Source organism: Streptomyces sp. NPDC047853 (genome assembly GCF_043204535.1).
Taxonomy (GTDB): Bacteria; Actinomycetota; Actinomycetes; order Streptomycetales; family Streptomycetaceae; genus Streptomyces.
In genome coordinates this window covers 247,767-264,644 of sequence record NZ_JBIDCI010000005.1, presented here as the reverse complement: position 1 = coordinate 264,644, position 16,878 = coordinate 247,767, and the positions used below count along the sequence as shown (strand labels likewise).

Sequence of the window (16,878 nt, the reverse complement as noted above, 5' to 3'; positions counted from 1 at the left end):
CCGCCGGGTCAGGCGGTCCCGTCACCCCGGCGCCGGCGCACGGCCAGCAGCAGCCCGCCGCCGGCCAGGACGACGACGGCACCGCCCGCCGCCAGGTACGGCGTGCTGTCGTCGCCGCCGGTCTCGGCCAGGTCGGTACCCTGCTGCCCGGCCGCCTCCTCGCCGCTGCCGGCGCCGTCCTCGGCCCCGGAGCCCGCGGCCTCGTCGGTCTTCTCGTCGGTCTTCCCGTCGTCCGCGGGCTCGAAGTCCGCGGGCGGCTTGTCGCAGCCGACGCCGTCCCGGTCGCGGTCCAGGTGCTCGCCGTAGTGCGGGTCGCCCTCGGCGATGTCCGCGTAGCCGTTCTCGTACGCCTCGGTGCAGTTCTTGAACGGGTGGGTGCCCTCGTGCGCCTGGGCGGCGGTCGGCAGGGCGGCCAGGGCCAGCGCGGCGAGGGCCACGGCGGCGGGCTTGGGGAGCAGGTTCATCAGGAGTCCCGGGAATGGTGTGGATGAGTGGATATGAGGTGACGAAGCTATTGAGGGGCACTGGGTGTGGTGGCGATATGGAGGACTCGTGATGCGAACGTGACGTGACCGGACGGTAGCTCTCCGCTCCCGGGCGTGGGGCGCGTACGGTAAGCAGGGTCCGGACCTGGGAAGGAGCCGCTGATGACCGGCTGGAACGTGGGCGACATCCCCGGCCAGGACGGGCGCGTCGCCGTCGTCACCGGGGGCAACGGCGGCCTCGGCTACGTGGTGGCCCGGGAGCTGGCCCGCAAGGGAGCGTCCGTGGTCCTCGCCTGCCGTGACGCGGGGCGGGGGAGCGCGGCCGTCGAGCGGCTGCGCGGCGAGGTGCCGGACGCCGCGGTGGAACTGGCACGCCTGGACCTCGGGGACCTGGCGTCGGTACGGGAGTTCGCGCACGGACTGCCGTACGAGCGGGTCGATCTGCTCGTCAACAACGCCGGGGTGATGGCCCTGCCCTACGGGACGACCGCGGACGGCTTCGAGACGCAGTTCGGCGTCAACCACCTGGGCCACTTCGCCCTCACCGGGCTGCTGCTGCCCACGCTGCTCGCCACGCCCGGCGCCCGGATCGTGACCGTCTCCAGCATGCTGCACGCGCTGGCCAAGGTCGATCCGCGCGACCTCAACAACGTACGCCGCTACGGGCGCTGGACCGCCTACGCCCGCTCGAAGTCCGCCAACCTGCTCTTCACCCACGAACTGGCGCGGCGGCTCGCGGCCCGAGGCGGCGCCGCGGACCTGCGCGCGGTCGCCGCCCACCCCGGCTACGCGGAGACCGGCCTCCAGACCGCCGGACCCCGGGCCGAGGGGCGCCGGATCGCCGAAGGGCTGATGGTGCTCGCCAACCGGGTCGTGGCGCAGTCCCCCGAGGGCGGCGCGCTGCCCGTCCTGTACGCGGCGACCGCGCCCGAGGTCCCCTCCGACTCCTTCACCGGCCCGTCCTTCGCGATGTGGCGCGGGGCGCCCGCACCGTCCTGGCGGGCGCCCTGGACCACCGACGACGCGATGGGGGAGCGGCTGTGGGCCGCCTCCGAGCGGCTGACGGGCGTCACGTACGAGGCGCTGAAGCGCTGACGGCGTGCGCGGTCAGGCGCGGAACGGCCCGCGCACCTCGTAGGTGATACCGCCGGACGAGCTGCCGCTCGTGCCGCGCTGGCTGGAGAAGTACAGCCGCGTGCCGTCGGGCGAGAACGCCGGGCCGGTGATCTCCGAGCCGGACTGGCCGTCGATCCGCAGGAACGGGGCGATCACGTCGGCGGGCGTGATCACGCAGATCTCCATGTTCCCGCCGTCCTCCGCGACGAAGAGGTCGCCCGAGGAGCTGCCGGTGACGTTGTCGACGCCGGTCAGCGGGGCCGTGCCGGACGTCACCAGGGAGTCGTCGTAGGCCAGTTGGATGGTCTGCGCGGCCGCGTCGTACTGCCAGACGCGGTTGTCGCCCTTGGTGGTGAACCAGCAGGTGTCGTCCGCGTAGTAACAGCCCTCGCCGCCGTTGAACCGCTTGGCGCCGGACACCTGGTTCCGGGTGGCCGTGGCGCCGGACGGGTCGGGGACCCGCGCCCAGGTCACGGGGCCGCTGGTGGCCGAGCCGGCGACCAGCACCTCCAGGGTGCCGGCGGACAGGTCGCCCCAGGTCGTCGGGCGGAAGCGGTAGAAGCAGCCGTCGGTCACGTCCTCGGTGAGGTACACGACCCGGCGGACCGGGTCGGCCGCCGCCGCCTCGTGCTTGAAGCGGCCCATGGCGTCCCGCCGCACCGCGGCCTTCACGCCCCACGGGTCGGTCTCGTAGACGTAGCCGCGGTCCACCTCCTCGCAGGACAGCCAGGTGTTCCAGGGGGTCCTGCCGCCCGCGCAGTTCTGCCGGGTGCCGGAGAGCACCCGGTAGGCGGAGGTGATCGCGCCGGTGGACGAGAACCGCACCGCGCTCGCACCGCCGGAGGGGTTGACCTCCGAGTTGGAGACGTAGATCCAGCCGGACCCGTCCGCGTAACAGGCGCCGCCGTCCGGTGCGTTGTGCCAGGTGTACGAGGTGCCCGCGACCTTCTGGCCGGAGCGGGCGATCACCCTGCTGGTGAAACCCGCGGGCAGGCGGACGCCGTTGCCGTCGGGCGCGCCGAGCACCCCGTACGGCCCGCTGCCGGGCTGGGCGGGCGCGGCGTACGCGGCACCGCGCCACAGGGTTCCGCCGAGGACGGCCGAGCCGCCGACGACGGCCGTGCGCAGGAGGGTACGACGATCCACTGCTGCCTCCGTGGGTCATGTCCGGCCCCCGCCGCCGGCCGGCGGCAAAGGCGTGCGGTCACGGACCCTAGGCGGGCCGGGTTGACGGTCCATGGCCAACCAGTGACGGCCGGGCGGCGCGTCGTCCCCCCTGTGCCGGGCCGGGGGCTCAGGCCGTCCGGCCGCCGTCGCCTTCGGAACAGGGGGCAGAACAGGCGGCCGCCCGGTCAGGCGGCCTTCACCTCGTACGTCTCCACCCGTACCGCCTCGTCGTCCAGGCACACCCCGGTCGCCAGGTCGAAGCGCTGCTTGAGCAGCGGGGAGGCGACGAACGGGCGGCCCTGGTGGGTGCCGGTGAGGCCGCGGGAGAGGACCGCCGCCCCGGTGAACGGGTCCCGGTTGTCGATGGCGTACAGCTCGCCGCCCCGGCCGCGGAAGAGGGCCACCTGCCCGCCGTCCGGCAGCAGGGCCGCGACGCCCCGGCCCGGGAGCAGGGCGCCGAGGTCACAGGCGGTGAACCAGTCGTCGGTCAGCCGCAGCCGGACCTTCAGGTCGGTCGTCTCGGGTGCCAGGGTCATCGCCGGGTGCTTCCTTCCAGGAGGTCTTCCTCGGTGCGCCGCAGGCCGATGTCCAGCAGCGGCAGGTCGGGCTTCATCTGGTCGCGCTCGGGCACGAAGCCCACGACCGGGTCGGGGGTGTCGGGCGCGTTCACGAAGGACACGAACCGGGCCAGCTTCTCAGGGTCGTTGATGGTCTCGGCCCACTCGTCCCGGTAGTGCGAGACGTGGGCGGACATCAGGGACTCCAGCTCGTCGCAGATGCCGAGCGAGTCGTGCACGACCACGTCCCGCACGTGGTCCAGGCCGCCCGGGATGCGCTCCAGCCAGGTGGAGGTGCGCTCCAGCTTGTCGGCGGTGCGGATGTAGAACATCAGGAACCGGTCGATCAGGCGGACCAGTTCGGCGTCGGAGAGGTCCTGCGCGAGCAGGTCCGCGTGGCGCGGGGTGGCGCCGCCGTTGCCGCCGACGTAGAGGTTCCAGCCGTTGGCGGTGGCGATCACACCGAAGTCCTTCGACTGGGCCTCCGCGCACTCGCGGGCGCACCCCGACACCGCCGACTTCAGCTTGTGCGGCGACCTGAGCCCCCGGTAGCGCAGCTCCAGGTCGATCGCCATGCGGACGGAGTCCTGGACGCCGTAGCGGCACCAGGTCTGCCCCACGCAGGACTTCACCGTGCGCAGCGACTTCCCGTACGCGTGCCCGGACTCGAAGCCGGCGTCCACCAACCGGGCCCAGATCACCGGGAGCTGCTCGACGCGGGCGCCGAACATGTCGATGCGCTGACCGCCGGTGATCTTCGTGTAGAGCCCGAAGTCACGGGCGATCTCGCCGATGACGATCAGTTTCTCCGGGGCGATCTCACCGCCCGGGATGCGCGGGACGACCGAGTACGAGCCGTTGCGCTGGAGGTTGGCCAGGAAGTGGTCGTTGGTGTCCTGGAGGGCCGCCTGCTCCCCGTCGAGGACGTAACCGCTCGCGCCGATCGCCGGGGCGAGGGAGGCGATGATCGAGCCGACCGTCGGCTTGCAGACCTCGCAGCCGTCGCCGCCCCGGGCACCCTCCCGGCCGTGCCGGTCCAGCAGCTCCCGGAAGGAGGTGATCCGCAGGGTGAGGACGATCTCGTACAGCTCCTCGCGGGTCTGCGCGAAGCAGCCGCACAGGCCCTTGTCGACCTCGACGCCGCTCGCCTCCAGCTCTGCGGTGAGCAGCTGGCCGAGCACCTTGAGGCAGGAGCCGCAGCCGGTGCCGGCCTTGGTGCACTTCTTCACCTCGGGCACGGTGGTGCACTGGTGGTCGGTCACCGCCCCGCGCACCGCGCCCTTGCTGACGTTGTGGCAGGAGCAGATCACCGCCTCGTCGGGGAGCGCGGACGGGCCCAGCTGGACCGGGCCGCCGGCTCCGGCGGGCAGCACGAGGGACTCGGGGGAGACCGGCGGGACCGAGCCGGTGAAGGCGCGCAGCGTGCCGTACGCGTCCGCGTCGCCGATCAGGATGCCGCCGAGCAGCGTGCCGTCGCGGGCCACGACCAGCTTCTTGTAGAGGCCGGCCCGGGAGTCGGAGTAGACGACGTCCAGGCAGTCCTCGGCGGTGCCGTGCGCGTCGCCGAAGGACGCCACGTCCACGCCGAGCAGCTTCAGCTTGGTGGACAGGTCGGCGCCGGTGAACGCCGCCTCGTCGGCGGCGATGGTCGCGGCGACCGTCTCGGCCTGCTCGTACCCGGGCGCCACCAGCCCGTACACCCGGCCGTCGGCCGCCAGCGCGCACTCGCCGATCGCGAACACGTGCGGGTCGGACACCGTCCGGCACTGCTCGTCGACGCTGATGCCGCCGCGCTCGCCCACTGCGAGGCCGCAGTCGCGGGCCAGCTGGTCGCGGGGGCGCACGCCGGCGCTGAACACCACCAGGTCGGTGGCGAGTTCGGAACCGTCGGACAGCTTCATGCCGGTGACGGCGCCGTCCTCGCCGACCACGATCTCCTGCGTGCCCACGCCCGTGTGGACGGACAGGCCCATGCCCTCGATGGTGCGCAGCAGCGCCGCGCCGCCGCCCTCGTCGACCTGCATCGGCATCAGGCGCGGGGCGAACTCCACGATGTGCGAGGTCAGACCGAGCCCCTTCAAGGCGCCCGCGGCCTCCAGGCCGAGCAGTCCGCCGCCGACCACCGCGCCGGTCGTCGCGGTCTTCGCGTACGCCTCGATCGCGAGGAGGTCCTCGATCGTCCGGTAGACGAAGCAGCCCTCGGCGTCCTTGCCGGGGACCGGCGGGACGAAGGGGTAGGAGCCGGTGGCCAGCACCAGTACGTCGTAGTCGAGGACCAGGCCCGAGCGGGCGGTCACCTTGCGCGCGTCCCGGTCGACGGTCTCCGCCGCGTCGCCGACGCGCAGTTCGATGCCGTGCTCGGCGAGGAAGGCCGGGTCGGTCATCGACAGGTCCTCCGGGGTCTTCCCGGAGAAGTACGAGGTGAGCCCGACGCGGTCGTAGGCGGGGCGGGGCTCCTCGCAGAGCACGACCACGCGGTGGGTGGCGGTCAGGCCGCGGTCGGCGAGTGCCTCGAGGAAGCGCTGGCCGACCATGCCGTGGCCGACGAGCACGATGGTGGGGATGGGCCCCGGGGTGGCGGTCATCAGGAGCCTCCGTCAGTGGTGAGCAGGTGGAGCAGGGGGCCGCCGTCGGAGGGGAGCGGCTCTGCTCCCTCCCAGGCGCGCGCCAGCGCGCCGACGGTGCCGAGTTCGCCGACCAGGACCCCGCCGACCAGGCGGTCGTCGCGCACGACGACCTTGCGGTAGGTGCCCCGGGTGGCGTCCGCGAGCTGCACGACGTCGTCGCCGGGGCGGGGGTCGGTCTCGCCGAACGCGGCGAGGTCGAAGGGGCTGTCAGGACCGGTGAGGGTGAGCCGGGTCAGGGACCGGGTGCCGGTGTAGCGGGCGGTGCCGCCCCCGGCGAGCAGCTCGGCCAGCACGCCGGCCTGTTCCAGGGCGGGCGCGGCCAGCCCGTACACGCGCCCCGCGTGCTGGGCGCAGTCGCCGACGGCCCGGACGTGCGGGTCGGAGGTGCGCAGCTCGTCGTCGACGAGGACGCCCTTGCCGACCTCCAGGCCCGCCGCCTGCGCGAGGCCCACCCGGGGCCGGACACCGCAGGCGAGGACCACCAGGTCGGCGCCGAGGGCGTACCCGTCGGCCAGCTCCACCGACCGCACCGCCCCGCCGACGCTGCGCACGTCCCGTACCCGGCACTCGGTGTGCACCTCGACGCCGAGGTCCTCCAGGTGCCGCCGCACGAGCGCGGAGGCGGCCGGGTCGAGCTGGCGTTCCATGAGCCGTTCGGACTGCTGGGCGAGGACCACCTGCGCGCCCCGCACGGCCAGCGCGCGGGCGGCCGAGACCCCGAGCAGCCCGCCCCCGATGACGACGGCCCGCACCCCCGGCCGTACCGCCTTGGACAGGCCCAGGCAGTCGTCCATGGTGCGGAAGGCGTGCACGCCCTCGGGCAGCTGGTGGTCCGGGGTGAACAGGCCGCGCAGGGGTGGCAGGACCGCGTTGGAGCCGGTGGCGAGGACCAGCGTGTCGTAGGCGATGACCGAGCCGTCGGCGCACCGCACCGTCCGCCCGGTCCGGTCGATGCCGGTGACCCGGCCGCGCAGCAGTCCGGCCGGCGCGGGCAGCGCGACCACCTCGGGGCTGTACCGCCCGGCCAGCACCTCCGCGAGCAGTACCCGGTTGTACGGGCGGTGCTCCTCGTCGCCGACGACCAGCGCGGGCGTGCCGAGCTCACCGAGCCGCCGGGCGAGCGTCACGCCCGCCAGTCCGGCGCCGATCACCACCACACGCGTATTCGAGGTCATGGCACCGAGCCTGCGGTGCGGGTGTTACCCGGTGGCATCGCGTCTGTTTCCCACCGGGAACGCTGCCCTCAGCGGGGGTCGGGGGCGGGTGTGAGGGGGGCACGGCACCGGTGACGGGCGCGGTCGCCGGCGGGCGGCCGCGCGCAGGCTCGGCGCGGCCGACGGCGGCCGGCCGTGCGCAACCTCAGAAGACCCTCATCTCGATGGACGGCACATCCATCTCGTCCGTAGGGTCGCGATCATGCCCGACATATCGCTGACCACGGTCGTCCTCCTGTGTCTCGCCGCCCTCGCGGCCGGCTGGATCGACGCCGTGGTCGGGGGCGGCGGGCTCCTGCTGCTGCCGGCGCTGCTGCTCGGCCTGCCCGCCGGCACCCCGGCCGCGCACGCCCTGGGCACCAACAAGGCGGTCGCCATCGTCGGCACCACGGGCGCGGCGGTGACCTACGCGCGCAAGGCCCCGGTGGACGTGCGGACCGCCGTACGCATCGGGCTGGCGGCGCTGGCCGGCTCGTCCGGCGGGGCCTTCTTCGCGGCCGGGATGAGCACCGAGGTGCTCAAGCCGGTGATCATGGTGGTGCTGCTCGCGGTGGCGGCCTTCGTGATCCTGCGCCCCGCCTTCGGGACCGCCCCCGCCACCGGCCCGGCCACCCGGCGCCAGATTTTCGCCGCGATCGGTCTCGGCGGCCTCGGCATCGGCTTCTACGACGGGCTCATCGGCCCCGGCACCGGCACCTTCCTCGTCCTGGCGCTCACCGCCCTGCTCCACCTCGACCTGGTGACGGCCTCCGCCACCGCCAAGATCGTCAACTGCTGCACCAACGCCGGCGCCCTCGCCACCTTCGCCTGGCAGGGCGCCGTCCTGTGGCAGCTGGCCGCCCTGATGGCCGTCTTCAACCTCGCCGGCGGCATGTTCGGCGCGCACACGGCCCTCAAGAAGGGCAGCGGCTTCGTCCGGGTCGTCCTGCTCACCGTCGTCTTCGCGCTGGTCGCGAACCTGGCCTACGAGCAGTGGCTGGCCTGACCGCGGCCCCCGGCCGCGTCGCGGGTCGGGGCGCCGGGGGCCGGGGGCCGGGGCGTGAGGTCAGGCACGGACGAGGCGACGCACCTTCTCCACGTCGCCGCAGCCCTCCTTCAGCAGACGGGCGCGCTCCTCGCGGAAGGCCGCGCCCAGCTCCTCGCGCCGTTCCATGGCGACGTTCTCGCGCGCTCCGTTGAGGATGGTCCGCTCCTCCTCGTCGGCGTGGTGGGTGACGGCCTCCACCAGCTCCTCCAGCTTCGTGTCCCACTCCTCGGAACCGACCTCCTCGACCTCCAGGAGGGCGAGGAGGGCCTCGTTGCCCTCGTCGTGTTCGTGCTCGCCGTGCTCGACCTCTTCGTCGTCGATGTTCTTGTAGCGCTTGAGGGCGGGGTAGACCTCGGCCTCCTCGGCCTGGGCGTGCGCGATCAGCAGGTCGGCGAACTCGCGCAGGGCGGCCGCCCGGTCGGCCTCGACGCTGCGCATCAGACGGAAGAGGTCCTCCATCTTCCGGTGGTCCCGGAGGATGAGTTCGACGACGTCCCCGGATTCGGTCATGGCAAGACACCGCTTTCTCGTGCTTCTCGTGCTTCTCGTGTTTCCGGTCCTTCTCCGGAAGACACCTGCCAGCACCGTTTACCCCGGTCCGCCCCGTCCACCGGCCCCACCGCGCCGGACGCCGGCGAGCCCCGCTCAGGTGTCCCTGCCGCGCCGCAGATCCAGCAGCTCCACCATCCCGGTCGAGTCCTCCTCCCCGTGCCCCTCGGCCAGCCACCGCTCCATCAGGCCCATGTACGGCGTCAGCAGCTCCGCGCTCACCTCCTGCTCCTCGGCGGTGCGCAGCAGCGTCGCGTTGCCCGCCACCTGCATGGCGAGGTTGGACACGACGCCCTTGCCGTAGTCGCCGCTCTCCAACTGGTCGGCGGCCTGGTGTGCGGCGGGCGCCATCGCGGTGAGCCAGTCGGCGAGCAGGGGCGCGAAGTCCGTCGGCCGGACGTCCTCGCGTCCGATCAGCGCGAAGGCGTGCGTGACCCCGGCGAACATGCCGCTCATCGCGCTCAGCAGCGCCACGTCGTGCAGCGCGGCGAAGCCCGGGTCCGCGCCGACGTAACGCGTCCCGGCCGGGACGGCGAGCGTCTCGCGGTGCTCCTCGAACAGCTCCGCGGAGCCGCTGTAGAAGACGTAGCCGCCGGAGCCGGCGTTCCCGATCATCGGCGGTACGGCCATGATCCCGCCGTCCAGGAAGCGGGCTCCGCGTGCCGTCGCCCAGGCCGCGCGGGACCGGCCCTCGGCGGGTGTCCCGGTGGTCAGGTTCACCAGGTCCCGTCCGTCGAGGGCGGCCCCGTCGAGGGCCTCGCCGACCGAGGCGTCGTCGAGCAGGCAGACGATCACCAGGCGGCTCGCGGCGACCGCCTCGGCCGCGCTCGCGGCGACGCCGGCGCCCTCGGCGGCGAGGGCCTCGGCGCGGGCCGGGGTGCGGTTCCAGACGGTGACGGGATGGCCGGCGGCGAGCCAGGCGCGGACCAGGGCGGTGCCCATGGCGCCGGCGCCCAGGACGGTGAGCGGAATACGGGGAAGGGGTGCCTTGTCAGTCATGGGAGAAGACTCCGCCGGGGCACCGGGCCGCTCAAGTACCCACTTCGAAGTGGGCGGTTACCCGGAGGAAAGCATCCAGGCGGGCGAGAGGGACGGGGGACGGGCATGGGGACGGCACGGCGGCCGGGAGCGTACGTGTGCGGGGTCGACGCGGCGATGGACGTGATCGGCGGCAAGTGGAAGGTACTGATTTTGTGGGCCCTCGGCGAGGGGGCGCTCCGGTTCGGCGCCCTGCGCCGCGAGCTGCCCGGCGTGACCGAGAAGGTGCTCACCGGGCAGCTGCGGGAGCTGGAGGCCGACGGCATCGTCCACCGCGAGGAGTACCGCGAGGTGCCGCCGCGCGTCGAGTACTCGCTGACCGCCCGGGGCGTCGCCCTCAACGAGGCGCTGGCGCCGCTGGGCGCGTGGGGGAGGGCGAACGTCCTGGACCCCTCACCGGCTGCCGGTGAGGTGCGCGAAGACGACCACGTTCCCCTGGTAGCCGGTCCCGCGTGACCAGTCGCCGCCGCAGGTGATGACGCGCAGCTCGGGCCGGCGCGCCGCGCCGTACACCTTCTCGTCGGGGAAGTCCTCGGCGGCGTACACCTCCACCGCGTCCACGGTGAACACCGCGACCCTGCCGTCGCGCCGGTCGACCTCGATCGCGGCGCCCCTCTCCAGGGCGCCGAGGCGGTAGAAGACGGCCGGGCCCTCGGCGTTGTCCACGTGCCCGGCGAGGATCGCGGTGCCCCGCTCGCCGGGCGTGGTGCCGGCCTCGTACCAGCCGGCGAGGTTCTTCCGCTCGGCGGGCGGCACGTCGAGGCTGCCGGCCGGGGTCAGCCCGAGGCCGGTCAGCGGGGCGTCCACGTCGATCGCCGGGATGCGGACCCGGTCGGGCGGCGAGGGCGGCAGCGCCGGTGCGGCGGGCGCCCGTCCGGCCTGCCCGGCGCCGGTGCGGGCCTGCGCGGCCGACGGCTGGGGCGGGAGCCCGGTGCCGCTGCCGCCGGCCAGCAGCCAGGCCCCGGAGCACAGGGCGACCGCGGTCACGGCCGCTATCGCGGAGTTGCCCACCCTGCGCATGACGTCCCCCTCTTCCCCTCTGGTTCAGGTCCTCGGTCTCGGGTCCCTCGTGGGTCCCTGCCCCCTCCGGGCCGCGAGGGGCGTCGGACCCGGAGGGGGCGGGGAAGTGCGGTACCGGCGGACGGGCAGCGGAGGGTGCCCGTCAGATCCCGTCGCCTCTCGCCCGGCGATGCAGGAGCCAGGTACCGCCCGCGGCGGCGACGGCCAGAGCCGTCACACCGGCCGCGGTCTGCACGGGATCGGGGCCCAGAGCGCCACCGACCCCCGTCTTCACGCTTCCCCTGGGGTGGACCTGCTCACGGGCCGAGGTCAGGGTGACCACCAGGTCACCCGTCACCCGCAGGCCGCTGCCCGCGCAGGTGGCGACGATCTCGTACGTCCCCGGCTGCGCGCTCGGCGGCACCTCGAAGCGACCGGTCGTCGCGCCCTCCCCGGCCTCCGGAGCCAGCGGGAACGCCCCGGCGCCCACCGCGCCGGCGTCACCCGCCGCCGATCCGTCCGCGCCGCACGCCGCCGTGCGCACCGCGGCCCACTCGCCCGGCACGACGGAGACCGGGTACACCTCCAGTCCCCCGGTCGCCACGGCCGGTCCGGTAAGCGCGTGCGCCTCGGCGGCGAGGCCGACGGCCGCGACGGCGAGCGCGGTACCGGTCAGCAGGCGGGCGGTACGTCGCATCGGTGCTCCTTTGAGCTCTTCGGTGGCCCCTGCCCTACCGAGGAAAGTGGCACCGGACGCGCCCCGCTCCCCGAGGACGCGCCGGGAATGGGATGAACGGGTGTCGCCCGCGCGTCCGGACGGCCCGCGCGGGATGCCGTTCGGGCAGGTCACCGGCGGGAGGCCGGGGTGTGGCGGAAAAGATCCCGAAGGGCGCGGGGCGCGCGTGTGAACGGGTGACCGGCGCCTCCGAACGGGTCCGCCGCCCCTGCTTGACCTCAAGCAATGTCGAGGTATCAGGCTGTCGCCCATGAACACAACGACCGACCCGCTCCGGGTGACCCTGATCATCGGCAGCAACCGGCACGGCCGCTTCGGCCCCGTCGTCGCCGACTGGCTCCTGGACCGTCTCCGGGCCCACGACGGCCTGCTCCCCGAGGTCGTGGACGTCGCCGCGACCGACCTTCCCACCACGCTCGCCCCGACCCCGAGGGCGACCGCCGCGCTGGCGGAGATCACGCCGAAACTGGCGGACGCCGACGCGTTCGTGGTGCTCACGCCCGAGTACAACCACTCGTTCCCGGCGGGCCTGAAGAACCTCATCGACTGGCACTTCGGCGAATGGCGGGCCAAGCCCGTCGGCCTCGTCTCCTACGGAGGTCTGGCCGGCGGTCTGCGCGCCGTGGAGCACCTGCGCCAGGTCTTCGCCGAACTGCACGCCGTCACGGTCCGCGACACCGTCTCCTTCCACAACGCGGGCGCCTCCTTCGACGCCCGGGGCGCCCTCGTGGACCCCTCGGGACCCGACGCGGCGGCGAAGACGCTGCTCGACCAACTGGTGTGGTGGGGCAGGACCCTGCGGGAGGCACGGGAGAAGCGGCCCTACGGAGTCGCGTGAGCCCGGACGGGCCGGGGAGGACGACGGGCGACGGCCGCCCCGGTCCGTCGTCCGGGGCGGCCGCCGCACGGGCGCGCCGGGCTCAGCCCACGTTCACCGCGCTCCACGCCGCGGCCACCGCGGCCCGCTCGGCGCTGTCGGCGCCGTAGAGGTCCCCGGCCGCGCGGAGGGTGGCCGTACGGGCGCCCGCGTAGTCCGTGGACGAGGTCATGTAGACCGTCAGCGCGCGGTACCAGATGTCGCCCAGCTTGTCCCTGCCGATCCCGCGGACGGTGGAGCCGTCGCAGGTGGCGGAGGTGTGGCGCACACCGCCCAGCGTCTTGGTGCCGCTGCCCTCGGCCAGCAGGTAGGCGAAGTGGTTGCCGACGCCGGACGAGTAGTGGACGTCGAGGTCCCCCAGCGTGCTGCTCCAGCAGTCGGCCGAACTGCCGTCCCTGCTCGGCCGGTCCATGAACCGCAGGGCGTCCCGGCCGAGACCGGGGCGGACGACCTTCTCGCCGATCAGGTAGTCCCCGGCGTCGGCGGGGTTGTCCGCGTGGAACTCCACCAGTGTGCCGAAGACGTCGGAGGTCGCCTCGTTCAGCCCGCCCGACTCGCCCGAGTACGTCAGCGCCGCCGTCGACGACGTCACGCCGTGCGCCATCTCGTGCCCGGTGACGTCCAGCGAGACCAGCGGGCCGAGGGTCGTCCCGTCCCCGTCGCCGTACGTCATGCAGAAGCAGCCGTCGTCCCAGAAGGCGTTGTTGTACCGGGTGCCGTAGTGCACGCGGTTGAAGGAGCCCTTGCCGTCGCCCGCGATGCCCCTGCGCCCGTGGACGTCCTCGTAGTAGTCCCAGGTGACGTCCGTGCCGTACTGGGCGTCCACCGCGGTGGAGGCGCGGTCGTCCGCCGTTCCCGAGCCCCAGTGGTTGTCGGTGTCGGTGAACACCGTCGAGGGCGCCCGGACCAGGCAGAGGGTGAGCACGCACAGGTCGGTCTGCTGCGCCGCGTCGCCGGTGTACGTGCCTCCGCGCGTCGCGTCCGCGAGCCGGTACGACGACCCCGACCGCGTCGTCTCCAGCGGCACCGTGCCGCCGTACAGCGACTTACCGTCGCCCGACACCGACTCGACGGAGTCCCAGGCGTCGATCCGGGCGCCCGTGCCGGCGTCGGTCAGGACCGTGCGCGCGACCGGGTGGCCGGCGGGGTCCAGCGCGGCCGCGTCCGTGCGCCAGGCCAGCCTCGGGGCGCCGTGCAGGGCGTCGACGACCAGCCGGGGCCGGGCGGTGAGCTTCTTCAGCAGCTCGCCCGGCTTCGCGGCGCGCAGCACGCTCGCGGCCAGGTCGGCCGCCTCGGGGGCCGCCAGCCGCGGCGTGACGGTGGGGAGCGCGATCGGGGCCCGGGTCGCGCGGTCCGCGCCGCGCCAGGCGCCGTCCGGGGCGAGGTGGACGACGAAGTCGCCGCCCAGGACGGGCAGTCCGCGGTAGGTGCGGTCGTAGCGGACGTGCTGGGTGCCGTCGTCGTCGACGATGACGTCGCGGACCCGCGTGTCCTGCTCGTCGGTCGGACCGAGGTCCTCGGCGTGGTCCGCGAGGGCCGCCGCCGCGTTCTCGCGCGCCTCGGCGGAGGTCGGCCGGCCGGCCGCCTGCGCGGCGGGGACGAGGGCGGCCGTCAGGAGGGCGGCGGTGGTGGCGGCGATGCCCGCCGTGGCGAGACGGGCACCTCGGGCGTGCCGTATTCGGCTCATCGGACTCCTTGCGTGGGGGAGCGCGTGGGGGCGCGGGGAGTGAGGGCGCGGCGAGTGGGGCGCGCTGGTGTCGACCAAGATTGCGGGCGCCCGTCATGTCATGTCCATAGCCGTCAGGTGGAGATCGTGGGAGGCATGAGGGGAGAGAATGACCCTCCGTGGACACCGCGCGACTTCCGTTCTTCGTCTACGGCACGCTGCGCCCCGGCGGCCGCAACCACGGCCTCTTCCTGCGCGGACGCACCCTCGCCGAGGAACCGGCCCGCCTGCCCGGCGCCCTGCTCTACGCCGGTCCCGGATACCCGTACGCCGTGGAGGACGACGCCGCGGGAGCCGTCGGCGGGGAGCTGGTCACCGCCCGCCCGGAGGCGTACGGCGAACTCCTGGCCGCCCTCGACCGGTTGGAGGAGTACGTGCCGGGCGACCCGCGCAACCTGTACGACCGCGTCGCCAGGACGGTCGTGCGGGACGCGGACGGGGCGCCCGTCCGCGCCTGGGTGTACGTCGCCGCCCCGGCCGTCGCCGCCCGTCTGCGGGCCCGGGGCACACCGGTCGAGGGCGGCACCTGGCCGCCCGGGCGATGACCGCCCCGTGGGCAGCGCCCCCGCGCGGTCACCCCTGAGCGGTGGCCGCCGCCGTCCCCACCGTTTCGATCCGCACCGCGCACACCTTGAACTCGGGCATCCGGGAGGTCGGGTCCAGCGCCGGGTTGGTCAGGGTGTTGGCGCGGCCCTCGCCCGGCCAGTGGAAGGGCATGAACACCGTGTCGGGACGGATGCCGGTGGTGATGCGGGCCGGTGCCACCGCCCGGCCGCGCCGCGAGACGACGGCCAGCGGGTCGCCCTCGGCCGCCCCGAGCCGCGCCGCCAGCCGCGGGTGCAGCTCCACGAAGGGGCCCGGCGCGGCGGCGTTCAGCTCCGCCACACGGCGCGTCTGCGCGCCGGACTGGTACTGGGCCACGACCCGTCCCGTGGTCAGCAGCACCGGGTACTCGTCGTCCGGCTCCTCGGCGCTCGGCCGGTGCGAGACGGGGACGAAGCGGGCCCGGCCGTCGTCGGTGGCGAAGCGGTCGAGGAAGAGACGGGGCGTGCCCGGGTGCGGGTCCGCATCCGGGTGCCGCTCGGGTCCGGGACCCCCGGGCGGCGCCGGGCACGGCCAGAACACCCCGTTCTCCTCCGCCAGCCGCCGGTAGCTGATCCCGGAATAGTCCGCGGGGCCCCCCGCGCTCGCCCGGCGCAGCTCCTCGAAGACCTCCTCCGGCTCGGTCGGGAAGCCCTTCTCGACGCCGAGCCGGCCGGCCAGCCCGTGCAACACCTCCAGGTCGCTGCGGACCCCGTCCGGCGGGGTGAGCGCCCGCCGCCGCAGCAGCACCCGCCCTTCCAGACTGGTCGTGGTCCCGGACTCCTCCGCCCACTGCGTCACGGGCAGGACCACGTCCGCCAGCGCCGCCGTCTCGGAGAGCACCACGTCGCACACGGCCAGGAAGTCCAGCGACCGCAGCCGCTCCTCGACATGGGCCGCGCGGGGCGCCGACACCACCGGGTTGGAGCCCATGACCAGCAGCGACCTGATGTCGGACCCCAGCGCGTCCAGCAGCTCGTAGGCGCTGCGCCCGGGCCCCGGCAGCGCGTGGGGGTCCACCCCCCACACCTCGGCCACATGGCGCCGCGCCTCCGGGTCCGTCAGCTTGCGGTAGCCCGGCAACTGGTCCGCCTTCTGCCCGTGCTCGCGCCCGCCCTGCCCGTTGCCCTGCCCGGTCAGGCAGCCGTACCCCGACAGGGGCCGCCCGGCCCGCCCGGTCGCCAGGCACAGGTTGATCCACGCCCCCACCGTGTCCGTGCCCTTGGCCTGCTGCTCGGGCCCCCGCGCGGTCAGCACCATGGCCGCCTCCGGCGCGCAGAACAGCCGCACCGCCTCCCGCAGCTCGGGAACGGACACCCCCGTGATCCGCTCCACGTGCTCCGGCCAGTGCGCCATCGCCGCGGCCCGCGCGTCCTCCCAGCCCGCCGTGCGCGCCTCGACGTACTCCTCGTCCACCCGCCCCTCGGCGACCACCAGGTGCAGCATCCCCAGCGCCAGCGCCAGATCCGTGCCGGGCCGCGGCGCCAGGTGCAGGTCGGCCTGCTCCGCGGTCCGCGTGCGGCGCGGGTCGACGACGATCAGCGTGCCGCCGTTCTCGCGCAGCTCGGTGAAGTACCGCAGGGACGGCGGCATCGTCTCCGCCGGGTTCGAGCCGACGAGGATCACGCATCCCGTCCTCGGGATGTCCTCCAGCGGGAAGGGCAGACCCCGGTCGAGCCCGAAGGCCTTCGTGCCGGCCGCCGCGGCCGACGACATGCAGAACCGGCCGTTGTAGTCGATCTGCGAGGTGCCCAGCACCACCCGCGCGAACTTGCCCAGCGTGTACGCCTTCTCGTTGGTCAGCCCGCCCCCGCCGAACACCCCGAGCGCGTCCGCGCCGTGCTCCGCGCGCGTACGGGCCAGGTTCCCGGCGATCCGGTCCAGCGCCTCGTCCCAGCCGGCCGGCGCCAGCGTCCCGGCCGCGTCCCGCACCAGCGGCGAGGTCAGCCGGGCGCCCGCCGCGAGCACCGCCGGCGCCGTACGCCCCTTGCCGCACAGCGCACCCCGGTTCACCGGGAAGTCGGCGCGCTCGCTGACCTCGACGGTCCCGTCGGCGGCGGTCGTCAGATTCATCCCGCACTGCAGGGCGCAGTACGGGCAGTGCGTGGGCGTGGCGGTGTTCTGCATGCCGCCCAGCCTGCGACGCCCGTGTTACGCGACCGGGCGGCGCTTTGTTAC

Annotated in this window: 16 protein-coding genes; 5 read left to right on the top strand and 11 right to left on the bottom strand. The window is 74.4% G+C overall.

All coding sequences use genetic code 11. From position 1 onward, the window contains the following. Positions 1-8: 8 nt before the first annotated feature. Positions 9-464, bottom strand: a complete 456-nt coding sequence (locus ACGF5T_RS12655) for an LAETG motif-containing sortase-dependent surface protein (protein ID WP_366766535.1) — start codon at positions 462-464, stop codon at positions 9-11. A gap of 183 nt (positions 465-647) precedes the next feature. Here ACGF5T_RS12655 and ACGF5T_RS12650 point away from each other — a divergent pair, with 183 nt between their 5' ends. Beyond that, positions 648-1,580 (top strand): oxidoreductase, encoded by a 933-nt coding sequence (locus tag ACGF5T_RS12650; protein WP_366766536.1) that lies wholly within the window; start codon positions 648-650, stop codon positions 1,578-1,580. Positions 1,581-1,592: 12 nt separating this feature from the next. Here the strand turns inward: ACGF5T_RS12650 and ACGF5T_RS12645 are convergent, their stop codons facing one another. The 4 genes from ACGF5T_RS12645 to ACGF5T_RS12630 form a co-directional block, all read right to left on the bottom strand. After that, on the bottom strand, positions 1,593-2,747 hold the full coding sequence (locus tag ACGF5T_RS12645) for an alkaline phosphatase PhoX (RefSeq protein ID WP_366766537.1): 1,155 nt from the start codon (positions 2,745-2,747) through the stop codon (positions 1,593-1,595). Positions 2,748-2,953: 206 nt separating this feature from the next. Then, positions 2,954-3,304: a nitrite reductase small subunit NirD gene (nirD, locus tag ACGF5T_RS12640; RefSeq protein ID WP_366766538.1), complete on the bottom strand. Its 351-nt coding sequence runs from the start codon at positions 3,302-3,304 to the stop codon at positions 2,954-2,956. Then, positions 3,301-5,910, bottom strand: coding sequence for a nitrite reductase large subunit NirB (nirB, locus tag ACGF5T_RS12635; protein ID WP_366766539.1), 2,610 nt, complete (start codon positions 5,908-5,910; stop codon positions 3,301-3,303). Before nirB ends, nirD begins: the two co-directional genes overlap by 4 nt. Next, positions 5,910-7,127 (bottom strand): FAD-dependent oxidoreductase, encoded by a 1,218-nt coding sequence (locus tag ACGF5T_RS12630; RefSeq protein WP_356603185.1) that lies wholly within the window; start codon positions 7,125-7,127, stop codon positions 5,910-5,912. The genes nirB and ACGF5T_RS12630 overlap by 1 nt, the downstream gene beginning before the upstream one ends. A gap of 241 nt (positions 7,128-7,368) precedes the next feature. On the opposite strand from ACGF5T_RS12630, the gene ACGF5T_RS12625 reads away from it, so the two are divergent. Next, entirely contained in the window at positions 7,369-8,151 is a 783-nt protein-coding gene (locus ACGF5T_RS12625; RefSeq protein WP_366766540.1) for a sulfite exporter TauE/SafE family protein, read from the top strand. A gap of 60 nt (positions 8,152-8,211) precedes the next feature. Here the strand turns inward: ACGF5T_RS12625 and ACGF5T_RS12620 are convergent, their stop codons facing one another. Then, entirely contained in the window at positions 8,212-8,703 is a 492-nt protein-coding gene (locus tag ACGF5T_RS12620) for a hemerythrin domain-containing protein (RefSeq protein WP_356603181.1), read from the bottom strand. A gap of 135 nt (positions 8,704-8,838) precedes the next feature. Next, on the bottom strand, positions 8,839-9,741 hold the full coding sequence (locus tag ACGF5T_RS12615; RefSeq protein ID WP_366766541.1) for an NAD(P)-binding domain-containing protein: 903 nt from the start codon (positions 9,739-9,741) through the stop codon (positions 8,839-8,841). A gap of 105 nt (positions 9,742-9,846) precedes the next feature. On the opposite strand from ACGF5T_RS12615, the gene ACGF5T_RS12610 reads away from it, so the two are divergent. Beyond that, the gene (locus ACGF5T_RS12610) at positions 9,847-10,236 is read left to right on the top strand and encodes a helix-turn-helix domain-containing protein (protein ID WP_366766542.1); all 390 of its coding nucleotides are present in this window, start codon (positions 9,847-9,849) and stop codon (positions 10,234-10,236) included. Here the strand turns inward: ACGF5T_RS12610 and ACGF5T_RS12605 are convergent. Beyond that, positions 10,174-10,800 carry a class F sortase gene (locus tag ACGF5T_RS12605; RefSeq protein WP_356603175.1) on the bottom strand — a complete coding sequence of 209 codons (627 nt, stop codon included), beginning with the start codon at positions 10,798-10,800 and terminating at the stop codon, positions 10,174-10,176. The two genes, ACGF5T_RS12610 and ACGF5T_RS12605, sit on opposite strands and share 63 nt — an antisense overlap. 142 nt (positions 10,801-10,942) lie before the next feature. Beyond that, entirely contained in the window at positions 10,943-11,476 is a 534-nt protein-coding gene (locus tag ACGF5T_RS12600; RefSeq protein ID WP_356603173.1) for a hypothetical protein, read from the bottom strand. 289 nt (positions 11,477-11,765) lie between these two features. Between ACGF5T_RS12600 and ACGF5T_RS12595 the strand changes: the two genes are divergently transcribed. Further along, the gene (locus ACGF5T_RS12595; protein WP_356603171.1) at positions 11,766-12,353 is read left to right on the top strand and encodes an NAD(P)H-dependent oxidoreductase; all 588 of its coding nucleotides are present in this window, start codon (positions 11,766-11,768) and stop codon (positions 12,351-12,353) included. An 82-nt stretch (positions 12,354-12,435) separates the two neighbouring features. Here the strand turns inward: ACGF5T_RS12595 and ACGF5T_RS12590 are convergent, their stop codons facing one another. Continuing rightward, complete coding sequence (locus tag ACGF5T_RS12590) at positions 12,436-14,079, bottom strand: M4 family metallopeptidase (RefSeq protein ID WP_366766543.1); 1,644 nt, start codon at positions 14,077-14,079, stop codon at positions 12,436-12,438. 158 nt (positions 14,080-14,237) lie between these two features. On the opposite strand from ACGF5T_RS12590, the gene ACGF5T_RS12585 reads away from it, so the two are divergent. Beyond that, positions 14,238-14,663 (top strand): gamma-glutamylcyclotransferase family protein, encoded by a 426-nt coding sequence (locus ACGF5T_RS12585; protein WP_356603167.1) that lies wholly within the window; start codon positions 14,238-14,240, stop codon positions 14,661-14,663. A 28-nt stretch (positions 14,664-14,691) separates the two neighbouring features. Here the strand turns inward: ACGF5T_RS12585 and ACGF5T_RS12580 are convergent, their stop codons facing one another. Then, entirely contained in the window at positions 14,692-16,827 is a 2,136-nt protein-coding gene (locus ACGF5T_RS12580; RefSeq protein WP_356603165.1) for a molybdopterin oxidoreductase family protein, read from the bottom strand. Positions 16,828-16,878 lie beyond the last annotated feature (51 nt).